3 protein-coding genes are annotated in these 15,966 nt (G+C 73.8%); all 3 read right to left on the reverse strand.

Features of this window, described 5'->3' with window-relative positions; all coding sequences use genetic code 11:
• Positions 1 to 3: 3 nt before the first annotated feature.
• The 3 genes from ACF1FZ_RS20490 to ACF1FZ_RS20500 all read right to left on the reverse strand — a co-directional run bounded on the left by ACF1FZ_RS20490 (position 4) and on the right by ACF1FZ_RS20500 (position 15,722).
• On the reverse strand, positions 4 to 9,498 hold the full coding sequence (locus ACF1FZ_RS20490; protein WP_391774812.1) for an amino acid adenylation domain-containing protein: 9,495 nt from the start codon (positions 9,496 to 9,498) through the stop codon (positions 4 to 6).
• Positions 9,495 to 13,541: an amino acid adenylation domain-containing protein gene (locus ACF1FZ_RS20495; RefSeq protein WP_391774813.1), complete on the reverse strand. Its 4,047-nt coding sequence runs from the start codon at positions 13,539 to 13,541 to the stop codon at positions 9,495 to 9,497. Before ACF1FZ_RS20495 ends, ACF1FZ_RS20490 begins: the two co-directional genes overlap by 4 nt.
• Before the next feature lie 828 nt (positions 13,542 to 14,369).
• Positions 14,370 to 15,722 (reverse strand): MFS transporter, encoded by a 1,353-nt coding sequence (locus tag ACF1FZ_RS20500; RefSeq protein WP_391774814.1) that lies wholly within the window; start codon positions 15,720 to 15,722, stop codon positions 14,370 to 14,372.
• Positions 15,723 to 15,966: the final 244 nt, after the last annotated feature.

Raw genomic sequence — 15,966 nt, forward strand, 5'->3', positions numbered from 1 at the left:
TCCTCAGGGCTGCCGGGTGGAGGGACGCGGGCCGGCGGCGAGTACGGCGGCGACGTCCCGTGCGTGCGGCGCGGCGACGAGGCCGTAGTGGTCGGCGTCGACCCGGCGCACCCGCGAGGTCCGGGGCAGGTGTGCGTCCCAGGCACCCGGCGGTGTCGGGCGCGGGGCGAGCACCTGGGTGTCCACCGGGCGTTCGGCGAGCCACACCGTGGTGGGTGTCGTGGTGATCCGCGGCAGCCGGTGCTCGGCCATGGCGGCCAGGTTGGCCCGGCAGCAGCGGGCGAGGCGCTCGGCGTACGCGCGGCCCGGATCGGTCAGGCCGTCGGCGCGGCTGCCGCCCAGCTCACGGGCGAAGACCTCGTCCACCTGCGCCTTTTCGTACGCGGCGAACTCCGTTCCGGCGCCGGGCGGCGGAGGGTCGAGAAGGTACAGGCCCGCCGCGGGCCGCCCGTCCCGTTCGGCGAGGGCCGCCATCGACAGGGCGGTCCACGCCCCGAACGACCAGCCCGCCAGCCGCAGCCGGGGACCCGCGTCGGGGAAGGCGGCCCGCACGGCCCGCAGATAGTCGGCGGCGCGGTCGGCGATCGACCGGGCGGGCAGCCGCGGGTCGCGCAGCGTCGGGTCGGGGATCAGGCAGACCGTCAGTTCGCCGGGCAGGGCCGAGACCAGCGGCCGGTACGCCTGGATGTCGCCGCCGACCGGATGGACCAGGCACAGGACGTCCTCACCGGTGCCGCGCTGCCAGACCTCGACCTCCGCCTCGGCGCCCGACCGGGCGGGTCGACGGGCGTCGCCGCCCAGCTTCCCCAGGATCTCCGTGAGGGTCACGCGGTGACCGAGGGCGGCGAGGTCGATGTCGGTGCCGTGACGGCGTTTCACCTCCTCCAGCAGTTCCAGGAGGGTCAGCGAGTCGGCCCCCAGGTCGTACAGGGGAGTGTCGGGGTCGACGGTGTCGACGCCGAGCAGTTCGCACAGGACCTCGGTGAGGCCGGCCGCCGGTTCACCCGGCAGGGCTCCCTCGGCCGCGACCTCCGTCGCGCCTTCCCCCGACCGGGTCCGGTGGGCGGCGGGCCTTGCCTCGTAGAAGAGCTGGGCCTGCGGCAGAGGTGTCGTGCTGACCATCAGGTGCGGCAGCCGCAGGCTCAGGGCGTGCGCGAAGACCGCCGCGCCGTCCTCGGGGGTGAGCGCGACCTTCAGGTGCTCCTGGTGGCGGGTGCCGCCGGCCGGCGCCTGCCGCGCCATGCCGACCTCGCCCCAGATGTCCCAGCCGATGCTCAACCGGACGGTCGCCCCGCCGCCCACCGGTGGCGCGTGGTGGGCGAAGGCGTCCAGGCAGGCGTTGGCCGCCGCGTAGTCGAACTGGCCGACCCCGCCGTGGTGAGCCGCCATCGACGAGCAGTAGGCCACGTACGCCGGGGTGTGGCGGGCCGTGAGCCGTTCGACGAGCAGGGCGCCGCGCAGCTTGGCCGCGGTGACGAGGCGGGCCGTGGCGGCCACCCGCCCGGCGAGGAGACCGCCCGCGGCCGTGCCCGCCGCGTGCACGACACCGGCGAGGCCGTCGAGGTGCGGGGCGAGCCGGTCGGCGATCGCGTCCAGGTCCTCCACGGCGAGGTCGGCGCCGACCAGGGACACACGGTCCCCGTACGGCCGTAGCCTCGCCGGCACCTCGGTGCCGCGGGCGACCAGGACCACGCGGTTGGCGGGATCCGCCAGCAGACGGGCGGCGAGGGTGACACCGATGCCGCCGGTCCCGCCGAGGACCAGATGCGTACCCGGCTCCGCCACCCGGTCGGCGGTGGACGGGAACGCGGGCGCGGGGACCGGCTGGACCGGGCGATGCCACCAGTAGCCGTCGCGCAGGGCGACCACGCGCGGGGCGAGCGTGTCGTCGCGCAGTAGTTCCGGCAGGTACGGTGCCCAGTCCGCCGGGTCGGGGCCGGGCAGGTCGATCCAGCGGGGGACCACCCCCAGTTCCTGGCGGGGTGTCTCGACGCCCGCAGCGAGGAGGCCGGCCAGGGGGGTGGCGACGGCGCCGGTGACGGGCTGTGCCCGGTGCGACAGCAGCCACACGCGGGGCCTCGAGACCTCCGGCAGGCCGGCGAGGGCCTTGCCCAGCGCGGCCACCGCGTCGAGGCAGACCCGCTGGGCGTCCTCCAGCGCGCGCTCGTCGACCCGGCCGTCCAGGGCCAGGGGCAGCGCGTGCAGCCAGTCGATGCCGTCGGCTCCGCCGTCCGTCCGGGCGGAACTGTCGCCGACGAGGGTGAGCAGGGCCGCGAGCTGGGCCGCGTCGTCGGGGGCGACCTCGTAACGGTCGCCGGCGAGTCGGCCGAGAGCCGACGCGGGACGCACCCGCACCACCCGGGCGTAGTGGTCTTCGAGGAAGCGCCAGGTGTCCGCACCGGTGCCGCCGCCGATGTCCGCGGTGACGACGAGGGCGGTACGCCGTGCGGTACGGGACTCCGCGGGGCTGTCCGCCGGCACCCCCGGGACGTTCACGGCGCCGGGGACCGCACCGGTGGCCGTGCCCGGCCCCGAGGGAACACCGGTACGGGCCCGGCGCAGCCGGGTCCACTGCGGCTGGTGCAGCCACTGATCGGCGGGCAACCGTCGAGAGGGCGGGCCGGCGTCCTCCGGGACCGGTGCGGGCGCGGCCCGGCCGGGGACACGCGGGAAGTCGTACTCGGACAGGTCGAGAGCGGGCGGCGGGAAGTCCCAGGGAGCGCAGGCCGGTCCCTCGGGCCAGGCGACGGTGCGACCGGCCGTCCACGCCTCCGCGAGCTGACGCGGGTCGCAGCTCCGCACCGGCACCTCCTCCCCGGCGGCCTGGACGGCGACCGGAGCGGCGACCGGCGACGGCGCGCGCAGCCAGGCCGAGGCCGACGCGGCGTCCGGGCACGCCGCCGCCGCACGGTGACCGAGCGCGGGGCGCCCGGCCTGGAGGTGCCGCAGCACCTGCGGGTAGGCGGCGGGGTGTGCGTCCAGGTAGTCGGCGATGCGGCGGCCGTCGGCACGCAGGGCGGCCTCGCTGCTCGCGGAGAGCACCACGCACGGCACAGCGGCGGGCGTGGCGGTGCCGGACGCCGGTCCGGACGGCCGGTCGGCGGGGTGCTCCAGGAGCAGGTGGGCGTTGGTCCCGCCGATCCCGAAACTGCTGACGGCGGCCACCCGGGGCACGTCCTGGGGCCAGGGTTCGGCCGTCACCGGCACCCGGAACGGTCCCGCGTCGATCTCCGGGTTGAGGCGGTCGAAGTCCGCGGTGGGCGGGACCACTCCGTGGTGGACCGCGAGCACGGCACGGACCATGCCGACGACGCCCGCAGCGGCGCCCAGGTGCCCGATCTGGCTCTTGACGGAGGACAACGCCACACCTGCGTCGTCCGCCAGGCCGTACGCGTCGCGCAGCGCGGCGGCCTCCACCGGGTCGCCCAGGGCGGTGCCGGTGCCGTGCGCCTCCACATAGCCGAGGTCGGTTCCCGTACGGCCGCTGCGGCGCAGGGCGGCACGGATCGCGGCCCGTTGGCCGGAGCGGGCGGGCGCGCTGTAACTGAGCTTGTCCGAGCCGTCGTTGTTGATACCGGAGCCCGTCACGACCGCGTACACCGTGTCGCCGTCGCGGCGGGCGGCGGCGAGGGGTTTCAGGACGACCACACCGGTGCCGCTGGCCCCCACGGTGCCCGCGGCGTCCGCGCTGAACGGCCGGCAGTGCCCGTCGGGGGAGAAGATGTGCTGCGGCCGGTAGGTGTAGCCGCCGGTCAGTTCGGTGTCGACGAGGACACCGCCGACGAGCATGACCTCGGCGTCGCCCTGGCGCAGCAGTCCTGCCGCGAGGTGCACGCCGACGAGCGAACTGGAGCACGCCGACTGCACGGTGAAGGCGGGGCCGGTCAGCCCCAGGTGGTAGGCCGCCTTGGTGGCGAGGAAGTCCTTCTCGTGGTGCAGGGCCAGCCGGAAGGCGTCGGGCAGCGTGTCCGGATCGCCCTCGCGCAGCATGTTCTGGAAGTAGGTGTTCTCCCCGCACGCCGCGATCAGCCCCACCCCCCGGCCGGCCGGGTCGCCGATGCCGGCATGGGCGAGCGCCTCGACGCAGCTCATCAGCAGGTGGCGCTGTTGCGGGTCCATGAGCCGGGCCTCGCCCGGACTGAGGGTGAAGCGTCCCGCGTCGAAGGTGAGAAGCCCCTTCATCTGGCTGCGGGCACCGACACGGCCGTCCGCCGCGGAGAAGTGCTCGATGCCACGGCGGCCGGAGGCCACCAGGTCCCAGAAGGCGGCCAGGTCGGGCGCGCCCGGCAGCCGTACGGCCATGCCGATGACGGCGACGGGTTCGTCGGCGGCCTCCGGGGCCGGCCGCACCCCGCCGGTGTCCCGGCCGGACCGGATCGCGCCGCCGTCCCGGTCCGGTGCGGTCACGCCCGTCACCCGGACGGGAAGGGCCCCGTCCGTCTTCCCGTCCGGTGTCACCGCCACATGAGCCACCGCGTCCTCCCCTCCGCGCCGCCCCTCCAGGAAACCGGCGAGGGCGCGGAGCGTGACGTGTTCGAAGAGGTCCGGTACGGAGAAGGAGAGCCCGTCCTCGCCCGCGCAGGCGAGCTGGAACCGCATGAGGTCCAGGCTGGTGGCACCGGCGTCGAAGTACCGCTGCCGTATGCCGACCGGTGCGCCGGTGACGTCTTCGAACAGCGCCGTCAGACGCTCCTCCAGCGGGGACAGGACGGCGGCGGCCGGTTCTCCCCGGCGCAGATCGTGACCGGGGGCGGTGAGTGTCGCGCGCCGGTCCAGCTTGCCGCTCGGGGTGCGCGGCAGCGTGGTCACACGACGGAAACGGGCGACGCGTACATGGGCGGGCAGCAACGCCGACAGGTGTTCCGCGAGCCGGGCCGGATCGGGGTCCTCGCCCCGGCACTCCAGCGCGGTGACCAGGCGGCCGTCCGCCACGGCCGCGACCGCGTTGACCACGCCCGGGTACTGAAGGAGCGCGGCCTCGACCTGCCCCAGCTCCAGCCGGTGACCGGCGATTTTTATCTGGGCGTCGTCCCGCCCCGCGTAGTGGAGGAGGCCCCGCGCGTCGAAGCGGGCGAGATCGCCCGTCCGGTACAGCACACCCAGCTCGGGGTCGTCGGTGAAGCGTTCACGGTGCGCGGCCTGGTCGCCGAGGTAGCAACGGCCCGCCATCGGTCCGCCGATCAGCAGCGCGCCGGTGGCCCCCGGCGGGACGGGGAGACCGCTGCCGTCCACCACCCGGAGGACCGCGCCCGCCACGGGCCGTCCGATGGCGGGGCGCAGCGGCCAGCCGGCCGGGTCACCCTCCAGGCACAGAGCGCTGACGACATGGGTCTCGGTGGGACCGTAGTGGTTGAACAGACGCGCGCCCGGCAGTCCGGCGAACCAACGGCGGATCGCGTCGGTGCACACCAACTGCTCGCCCGCGGTGACGACTTCGCGTAGCCGTGACGGATACCGCCCGGTGCGGACACCGTGTTCGGCGAGCAACTGGAGCGCCACGTACGGAAGGAAGACACGTTCCACCGCCGCCGACTCCAACTGTTCGAGCAGGGCCGGCGCGTCGTGCCGCCAGCCGGGATCGACCAGGTGCAGCAGGCCCCCGGAGCACAGCGTGGTGAAGATCTCCTGGAAGGAGACGTCGAAGGAGAGCATCGAGAACTGCTGGGTACGGGCCGGCCGGTCCAGTCCGCCCGCGACGCGCTGCCAGGTCAGCAGGTTGCACAGGGTCCGGTCGGGGACCTGGACGCCCTTGGGGACGCCGGTGGAGCCCGACGTGAAGAGCGTGTACAGCGGGCGCGTCCTCTCGTGCGCGTACGGCACGGGCAGTGCGGCGGGGGTGCCGGCGGACATGTCGGCGGGTGTGTCGGTGAGGGTGACGACGTGGCGGGGGAGCGACGGCGGCGCGAGGGTCTCCAGGACACCGAGGTCCCGCCGGGTCACCAGCACGCACAGGGGGGCCGCCTGCTCGAGCACGTGCCGCAGCAGGGCCGAGGGATAGGCGGGGTCGAGGGGAACGACGGTCACGCCCAGCCGGGCGGCGGCCAGCAGCGCCACGATGTGCTCGACGGACGGCTGGAGGTAGAGCGCGACGGACGCCGGAGTGGTGAGGTCGGCCGGCAGCGGATGGCGGGCACGCAGATCGGCCGCCAGCGCGTGTGCCTGCGCGTCGAGTTCGGCGTACGTGAGGGTCGTCCCGCCGTCCGTGAGGGCCGGAGCGTGCGGGGTGGCGGCCACCTGCCGGGCGAAGCCGTCGGCGACGGTCGGGAAGTCGGGGACGAGCGCCTCGCCCCGGCCGGTGTCGGGCAGACCGCGGCGATGGTCGGCGACCAGTTCGCGCAAGGTGACGTCGTCGCCGGTCAAGTGGTCCAGGCACCGGCGGAACAGCCGCGCCGCCGCCTCCGCGCGCTCGGCGCCGAGGTCGTCGCGGTACTCCCACAGGCAGTCGAAGCCGGACTCGTGTTCGACGACGGACAGGGTGAGTGCGCACTTGGCGCCGAGCGGTTCGGGCCACAGGGGCCGCACCTCGCAGCCGTCCAGCCGCAGCGCGGAGAAGTCGGTGTTCTCCAGGACGAACAGGTAGTCGAAGAGGGGGGTGCGCTCGCGGAGCACCGGATCGGACAACAGGTCGGCCAGGGCCACCTCCTGGTCCTCCAGGACGTCCCGGACGGTGTCGGCGTGCGACGCGAGCTGGGCGGCCAGACCGTCGCGGGGGCACAGCTCCAACTTCAGCAGCACGGTGTTGGCGAACATGCCGACGGTGTCGGCGAACTCGGGACGCGACCGGCCGGAGACCGGCGACGCGACGAGGGGACGCTCCTGGCCGGTCACGCCGTACACGCTCGCGGCGAATGCGGACACCAGCACCTGGAAGCGGGTCAGCCCGCGTTCGGCGGCGAGCCGGTCCAGGGCGGCCCGGCGGACCAAGTCGAGGGAGGTCCGCAGCAGCCTCGCCCGGGGCCGGACGGCCACCGCCTCCGCGGCGGGCAGGACGGGCGACAGTTCGCCGTCACGACCGTAGCGTTCGCCGAGCCGGGCCCGTCGCCGTCCGTACGCGGTGCTCGCCTGCCACTCCCGCTGCCAGCGTGCGAAGTCCAGCGGCGTGCACGCGGACGTGGTGCCGGACCCGCCCGGCTCGCCCCGCAGCGCGGCGGAGTAGGTGTCGCCGAGGTCGCGGAAGAGGAGGTTGAGCGACCAGCCGTCCACGGCGACGTGGTGCAGGTGCAGCAGGAGCACCCCCGCGTCCGGACCGCCCGCCCACGCGGCGCGCAGCATACGGGTGTCCGTGAGGTCGAAGCGGTGGTCGAAGAACCGGTCGGCGAGGTCCCGCCACCCCTCGCCCTCGCCGTCGTCGAGGCCCCGCGGATCCAGGGCCTCGCCGCCGTCGAGCGGCTCCCAGGGGTCGTACGGATCCCCCGCCCGCTGGCGCAGCCCGTGCGGGGTGGGGACCAGTCGTGTCCGCAGGGCCGTGTGCCGTTCCACCAGCCCGCGCACCGCCCGGCGCAGGGCAGCCCGGTCGACGCCGCCCCGGAGGCGGAGGACGAGAGGTACGTCGTAGGCGCGGTCCTCGGGGTCCCGCTGGTGCAGGAACCAGAGGCGTTCCTGCTCCCTGGTGGCCGGCGCGGTCGGTTCACCGGAGGCGGCGGGCACGGGCGGGTGCTCGCCGGCCGCGGCGTCCCGGGCGTGCACGGTCTCGGCCAGGGCGGCGAAGTCGGCGGTGAGCACCAGGTTCTGCGGCAGGTCGACGTGGAAACGCCGCATGACCTCGAAGCGGAAGCGCAGCGCCTTCAGGGAGTCGCCGCCGTGCGGTATCCACCGGTCGTCGGGGCGCAGGCCGGCCACGCCGAGGACGCCCTCGGCGAGATCGAGCACGGGCCGCTGCTCGTCGCTGACGCGCGCCTCGTCCTCGTACGGGCGCCGCCACGGTGCCGGGGCGTCGCGCAGCAGTGCGTCCCGGTCGACCTTGCCGTTGGCGGTGAGCGGCAGTTCCGGTACGAGATGGGTGTGATGGGGCCGCATGTACGGGGGCAGCCCGGTCGTGAGGTGCCGGTCGTAGGCGTCGAAGGAGAGGTCTCCGGGACCGCCGCCCGGGACGACGAAGGCGAGCAGTTCGTTGCGGCCCGCCTCGTCGCGACGGGTGCACACGTACGCCTGGCGCACGGCCGGATGGGCGAGGACGCGTCGCTCCACCTCCCCGGGCTCGATGCGGAAGCCGCGCACCTTCACCTGGCGGTCCGCCCGGCCGACGTAGGTCACCCGGCCCTCGGTGTCCCGGCGCACGAGGTCGCCCGTGCGGTACCAGCGCTCCTCGCCGCCCGCCCCGCCCTCCGGGTTCGGCAGCATGACGAAGCTCTGCTCGGTCTGCGTGGGCAGGTTGCGGTAACCCCGGGCCAACGCAGGTCCCGCGAGGAGCAGTTCGGCGATCTCGTCCGGCTCCGCGGTGCGTCCGTCCTCGGTGCGCAGCAACGTGCGCGTGCCGGGCAGCGGGGTGCCGAGGGGGACGGTGGCGCCCGCGAAGTCCCGGGGGATCGGATGGCAGAGGGCGAACGTGGTCGCCTCCGTCGGCCCGTACACGTTGTGCAGGACGGTGCGCGAGGCGGTGTTGGCCTCGTACCACCGGCGGATCAGCCGCGCGTCGAGCTGCTCGCCGCCGACGAGGACCTGGGAGACGCTGCCGAAACAGTCGGGCACCTTCTCGACGACGGTGTTGAACAACGCGACCGTGATGAACAGTGTGTCGATGCGCCGGTCCGTCAGCGCCCTGGCGAGCCGGTGCGGGCTGTGCACCTGCTCGTCGTCGAGGATCACGCAGGCACCGCCGGTCAGCAGCGGTACCCAGACCTCGAAGCTGAGGGCGTCGAAGGCCGGGTTGGACAGGCAGGCGTACCGGGCGCCGGGTCGCAGGCCGAGGTAACCGGGCTCGGCAAGCCGCAGCACGCCCGCGTCGGTGACCTCGACGCCCTTGGGGCGGCCCGTACTGCCGGAGGTGTAGAAGAGGAAACCCGTCCCGGTATCCGCCGGCGCTTTCGCGGGCGGAGCGGTCCGGGCCTCCCGCACCGCGTCCGGTTCCTCGTCACGCAGGAGCAGGTCGGCGTCGAGGGCGAGGAAATCCCCGCCGGTGTCCGGGAGTTCGTCGTGGACGACGGCGACGGCGCCCGAGTCGTCGAGGATGTGCCGCTGCCGGTCGGACGGGCTGAGCCGGTCCAGGGGGACGACGACGGCGCCGGCGCGACGGATGCCGAGCATCACGCACACCAGTCGCCAGGAGCGCGGCAGGCAGACGGCGACGGCCTGCCCCGGGCCCACCCCGAGGCCGCGCAGCCGCGCGGCCACCCGGCCGCTGAGGCGGTCGAGGCCGGCGCGGTCGAGCAGGTGCGTGTCGTCCTCGACGGCGACGGCGGACGGGGTGCGCCGGGCCCGGGCGAGCACCGCGTCGGCGAGAGCGGAGGCCGGCCGGCTCGGGGAGGCGTCGCCGGAAGGGGAGGTGACGTCGGTGTTCATCGGGCTCCCGCCACGGGGAGGGCGGCGGCGGACGCCGGGGCGGACCGGTCGCCGTGGTGGGCCAGTTCCGCCGTCAGCAGGGCACCGACACGGACCGCTTCGGCACCTTCGAGGATCTCCCAGTGGTCACAGGCGAGGGTCTCGACCTGGAAGTCGCCCTCGGCCCGCCGCCGCCAGAAGGCACGGACCTCGGCGTGGAACGGCGTGTCGTCGCCGTCCGGCACGGCCTGGGCGAGGACCAGGCGGGCCGGGGAGGCGGCGGGCAGGTATTCCCGGGCCGTCGACCGGTTGTGGTTGTACAGCCGGAAGTAGCGCTCGATCTGCGCGTCGTCCATGCCGGGGTACATCCCGTTGAACCTCACAAGCTTGTCGCGGAACTCCGCCTCGTCGACGGCGGTGATCGCCGCACGGGCCGCGGCGTCGTCGGTGGCCTGGGTGTCGAGGAGGACGACACTGACGTCACGGCGCCCGGCCCGGCCGAGGACCTCCCCCATCCGGTGGGCGACCAGCCCCCCGTAGGACAGGCCGGTCAGTACCACGGGGCCGTCGTCCATCGGGCCGAGGAGGCGCAGATACTCCTCCGCCATGGCCTCCACCGTGGGCAGGACGTCCTCGCCGGGGTTCACGCCCGGCGACTGGATACCGTAGAGCCCCGCCTCGGCGGGCAGCTGCTCGGCCAGCGGCAGGTAGCAGAACGCGGTGCCCCCGGCCGGGTGGACACAGACCACCCGCGGCCCCGCACCACGCCGGAACTCGATGAGACTGCCCGGGGCGGAGTCGGCGCCGTCCTCGCGCAGCAGCGCGGCGAGCGCCTCGATCGTGGGCCGCGTCATGACCTCGGCCACCGGCAGATGCCGGCCGAACGCCTCCGTGGCGGCGTGGGCCATCTTGATGGCCGACAGGGAAGTGCCGCCCACCTCGAAGAAGTCGTCGCCGACGCCTATGTCCGGGTGGAGCAGCACGCTCCGCCATATCCGGTACAGGGCATGCTCGACGTGGTCGCGTGGGCTGGCGGTGTTGACCTGCGTGGCGGTCCGCTCGCGGGCCAGCGCCAGCAGGGCGGCACGGTCGACCTTGCCGCTGCGGTTGAGCGGCAGGGTGTCGAGGTCGACCACGACGGCGGGGATCATGTAGTCGGGCAGACGGCGGGAGAGCGCGGTGCGCCAGTCGCCGGTGGCACGCGCCGGTGCCGTACCCCGGCCGACCCCGGCGACCAGCCGGATCTGCCCCGCGGCGTCGCGGTCGGCGAGGACCACGGCCTCCCGGACACCGGGCAGTGCCATGAACGCCGCCTCGACCTCCGCCGGTTCGATCCGGAACCCGCGCAGCTTGACCTGGTCGTCCGCGCGCCCCGCGTAGACCGCCTCGCCGTCCGGCTGCCGCCTGGCCAGGTCGCCGGTGCGGTAGATCCGTTCGCCGGGCACGAACGGGTCGGGCAGGAACCGCTCCTCGGTCAGGTCGGGGCGGTTGAGGTAGCCGCGGGCGAGGGAGGACCCGCCGAGGTACACCTCTCCCACCACGCCCGGCGGCACGGGCCGCATACGGGTGTCGAGCAGGTAGAGACGGGTGCCGGGGAGCGGACGGCCGATGGGGCAGGGGCGCTCCAGCGGACGCGGCGCGTAGTAGGCGGTGCTGTACAGCGTCGCCTCGGTGGGCCCGTAGCCGAAGCAGATCCGCAGGCCGGGCAGGTGCAGGGTCATGCGGTGCAGGGCGGCCTCGGTGAGCGACTCCACCCCGGTGAGCAGCTTGCGCAGCGCCAGCCCGCGCAGCCGTACGGCGGGGTCCTCGTCGATCCACTTGACGTAAGCCGGCGGCAGGAACGCCTGGGCCACCCGGCGCTCGCGCAGCCACTCCAGCAGGGCCTCCGGGTCGCCGCGCAGCGCCTCGGGGACGAGGTGCAGCACACCGCCGGTGGTCAGGGGGAGCAGCAGTTCGTGGACGGAGGCGTCGAAGCCGATGCTGGACCAGGCCGAACCGGCCTCGCCGGGGGTCGTGCCCATACGGTCGTGCCAGGTGGCGAAGAGGTTGAGGACACTGCGGTGCTCCACCGCGACGCCCTTGGGCCGCCCCGTGGACCCGGAGGTGAAGATCACGTACGCCGTGCGGTCCGGCGCGCGGTCGGTGCCGGACGGCGGCCGTTCGCTCTCCGTCCCCTCGGCCTCGACGGCGGCGAGCGCGAGCCAGCTGCCGGACCGGTCCGTGTCATCGCCCTGATCGCTCAGGACGACGGGGCAGGCGGCGTCCTCGACCATGCCGGCGAGCCGCTCACGGGGCTGCCCGGGGTCGAGCGGAAGGTAGGCGGCGCCCGCCTTGAGGATGCCCAGGATGCCGACCACGAGGTCGCACGACCGTCCGGCGTGCAGTCCCACCACGTCACCGGGGCGCACGGACCTGGCGACGAGGGCGTGCGCCAGCCGGTTGGCGCGGCGGTCCACGGTCGCGTAGTCGAGCGACCGCTCACCGTCGACCACCGCGGTCAGTCCGCCGCGCGCCCGCGCCTGGGCCTCGAAGAGCGCCGCGATCCCGGACGCCGACCGCAGGGCGAGGGCGACCGGATCGGCCACCGCGTCGGCGGCCTGCGGATCGTTCTCCGGCCCCCCGCCACCCGGCGGTGTGGCGTCGCCCTCGCGCACCAGCCGCCGCGACTCCTCGGGGCCCATCAGTTCCAGATCCCGGATGTCACGGTCGGGACGGTGGGCCATGTCGGTCAGCAGCCGCCGCAGATACTCCGCCCAGCGCCGCGCAGTGGCGTCGTCGAACAAGGCGGTCGCGTAGTCGAGATGGCCGAGCAGACGCCCCTCGGACTCGGTCACCGACAGCGCGAGATCGAACTTGGCCGGGGCGTCGGCGATCGGCAGCGGCCGGGTCTCGACGCCCGGGAGGTCCAGCAGGTTCCGGCGGTCCGGGACCCAGGCCAGCATGGTCTGGAACAGCGGGGTGTGAGCGGCGCTGCGAGGCGGATTGACCAGCTCGACGATGCGTTCGAAGGGCAGGTCCTGGTGGGCCAGTGCTTCGCGGACGACAGCCCGAGTACGGACGAGTGCCTCGGCGGCGGTCGGCGCACCGGACAGATCGACGCGCAGCGGAAGCGAGTTGACCAGGAAGCCGATGAGACCGGCGGCGCCGGGCCCGCGCCGGTTCGCCACCGGACTGCCGACAACGATGTCGTCCTGGCCGGACAGGCGGGAGAGCAGGACGCTCCAGCCGGTCAGCACGGCCACGAACGGGGTGGCGCTGTGCGCCCGGGCCAGCGCGCGCAGCGCCGATACCACGTCCGCGTCCAGCTCGAACTCGACCCGGCCCCCCTCGTACCGCTGCTCCACCGGGCGCGGCCGGTCGGCCGGCAGGTCGAGAACGGGCGGCGCGTCCGACAGCGCCTGCTCCCAGTAGCGTTCCTGGTCCGCGAGGGCACCGGCCGGTACCGCCTCGCGCTGGGCTCGCGCGTGGTCGGCATACTGCGTGGCGAGCGGTGCCAGGGGAACCGGGCCGCCCGCACACAAGGCCGCGTAGATCAGTCCGGTTTCCCGCATCATGACGTTCATCGACGCGCCGTCGTACACGCTGTGATGGAACGTCAGGAGCAGCACGTGGCGCCCGGGAGCCAGCGTCAGCAGGCGGCCGCGCCCGAGGGGACCGGCTTCCAGGTCGAACTCCTGCTCCGCTTCCCGGCGTTGCAGGGCAGTGACCTGGGCGTCGGGGTCGGCGAGGCCGCTGAGGTCCTGCGAGGTCAGCGCGAAGCCGGTGCCGGGCGGATCGATGAGCTGCTGGACGCTCCCGGCCTCGGCCACCAGCCGGGTGCGCAGCGTCTCGTGGCGATCGCTGAGGGCGTCCAGGGCCCTGGCCAGCACCCGGTGGTCGAGCGGGCCGGTGAGCGAGAGCGCCACGGTCTCGTTGTACGCGGCATTCGCACCAGGCAACTGGGCGAGGAACCACAGGCGTTGCTGGGCGAAGGAGGCCGGCCGGAAGCGGGGGGTGGTCTCGGCGCGGTTCTCGGGGGCCGCGCACGAGCGGGGCGCGGGGACGGAGGCGGGGGTGTGCTGCACCGGCTTACCTGGTCTTCCCGTCAAAGAGGACTGGAGGGAGGGGAGGGACACGGCGGTCCGGGACCACCGGACGGCCGGGGCCCGAGAGGGGCGTGCCCGGTGTCGGGGGGAGTGAGGGCGCGCGGGAGTGGGCAGGGGAGGGTGCGTCGGATCGTCGTCGAGTGGTCGTAAGGGGATACGACGGAAGAAATACTGCCCGGTGATCCGCTCTCGAAAGGAAAGATGGTGGGATTGCGGCTCGCCGGAAAACTTCGTGATGCATTGGTGATGATCAGTCACGGCTCAGGCGCATGTCAACACTTGACTTTCCGCAGTGCCCTCACGTAGATACGGAACTGCCCTTTCTGCCGCCTCTTGCCGGGTGCACGCGCGGATCAGCCCAGCTCATGAGGGGTGACCACCCCCAGGCGCATCATGCCGGCCAGTGAGCGACGACCGTCGGCCGAGGCGCCCTCTTCGGACGGGCCGAGGGTTTGACGGACAAGCCAGTGGTGACGGACAGGCCGGCCAAAGGGCACTCGCACACGGGAAATTTCCGGAGTGAGGAATTACCGGGGGACGGAACGCCGCACCCGGTATCGGATTCGCATGCGCAGATGCCCGCGCCCATTCCCGTACGGCCATGTCACCGCCTTCGGCGCACTCGGCGCGGCGGAAGTGGCGGTGACGGAGGGCAGCACCCCGGAGGGCAGCGCCTCCGTGCCTTCGTGACCGGCGCCGGTCACGAAGGCACGCTGACTACGTACCGACGAACGGCATCGGCTTCGGCGGCCACGGCACGGTCAGCCGACCGGCACGGACTCCGGCGCGGCCCTGCAGACGAGCGAGTCAGCCGGCATCCCCTGAAGGGGGCCTGCTGGATTCGCGGGTTCCGCAGCGGTCAGCCGCCGGCGGCATGATCCGAGCGGTCGGAAGCGTCCGTCCGAGGCGGGCGAGCGGGGACAGAGCCATCACCACCGGGGACGACATCATGGCCGCGGCCGTCACCAGGAGGCTGGTGCGCACCCCCCATTCCATCGCGAGGAACCCTCCGAGCAGGGAGCCGAGCGGGGCGGTCCCCATGCCGACGAATGTGATCGTCGCCGCCGTACGGCCCTGCAGTCCGTCCGGAGTGACGGACTGCCGCACCGCCATGACCGTCACATTGACCAACTGGCCGCCCGCCCCGAACACGATGCTGACCGCCAGGAGTACGGAAACCGTCACCGTCGAGGAACCGTGCAGCGCGGGCACACCCAGGAACGCCCCGTCGCCGAGTGCCGCCGCCGACACGAGCACCGTGCCGTGACCGAACCGGCCCGGCAGGTGAGCGGCCAGCATCGAGCCCAGCAGCGCGCCCGGGCCCATCGCCGCAAGGGCCAGTCCGACGGTGGTCCCGGGCAGGTGCAGTTCCCGCGGAAGGAAGAGCAGATAGGTGGTCATCATGGCGGCGAAGGAGAACTGGAACACGGCCGAGGCGAGGCACACGGCCCGCAGCGAGGGGTCGCTGATGACGAAACGGAGGCCCTCATGGATTCGTTTCGACACCCGAGGGGGATGTCCCGGGCGTTCCGGGATCGATTCGGTGCGACGGATCCGCCGGATCGACAGGAAGGACAACGCGAAGAACACCGCGTTGGAGGCGGCAGCGACCGGCGCCGACAGCAGGGACACCAGCGCACCGCCGAGGGCGGGACCACCGATCTGCGCCGCCGACCGGCTGCCCTCGAGGACACTGTTGCCCTGCAGTAACTGATCACGCCTCACCAGCCGCACGAGAGACGCCTGATAGGCCACGTCGAAGAACACGGAGAGCGCCCCGACGGCGAACGTGACCACGAGCAGAGCGGGCAGGCCGAGCAGGCCCAGGAGACCGGCAACGGCGGCGGCGGCCAGTACGAGGGTCCGGCCGGCGTCCGTCACCACCATCACGGTACGGGTCCGGCACCGGTCCACCCACGCGCCCACGAAGAGCGAGAGCAGAAGGACCGGCGCCTGCCCCACCGCGCGCAGGACACCCAACTCGCCGGCACCGGCGCCGAGCGTCAGGACGGCGAGGAGCGGAAGAACGATCAGAGTGGTGTGTTCGCCCAACTGGGAGGCCGTCTGGCCCGTCCAGAGTCTGCGGAAGTCACGGTCCCGCCACAGACCCGGCGGAACAGGCCGGGAGGAGCCGGGCGCAGCGGAGGAAGGGGACGGCACGGAGATTCCTCGGGTTGCCGATGACGAGCCCGTTGTCCGGCGCACACGGAGTGCGCCCGCGATGCGGGCAGGAGAAGGCTCGCTGTGCCGTGACCTCGAGAACGGCACGCGATGACAAGCCGATGACGGCCTGTGACGTCAAGGCGTGCTCGGACGACCGGGCATGTCTGCGACTCCTCGTGGGACAACTCGCTGTACCCGGACAGTAGCGCCCGGCAGCTCAGCACGAAAGGCGATTACGTGT

The sequence above is a fragment of the Streptomyces sp. NPDC014623 genome, assembly GCF_043088245.1.
GTDB lineage: Bacteria > Actinomycetota > Actinomycetes > Streptomycetales > Streptomycetaceae > Streptomyces.

Excerpts from the sequence above, each read along its gene's own strand:
- ACF1FZ_RS20490 (WP_391774812.1), bottom strand. The coding sequence starts at position 9,498 with ATGAACACCGACGTCACCTCCCCTTCCGGCGACGCCTCCCCGAGCCGG.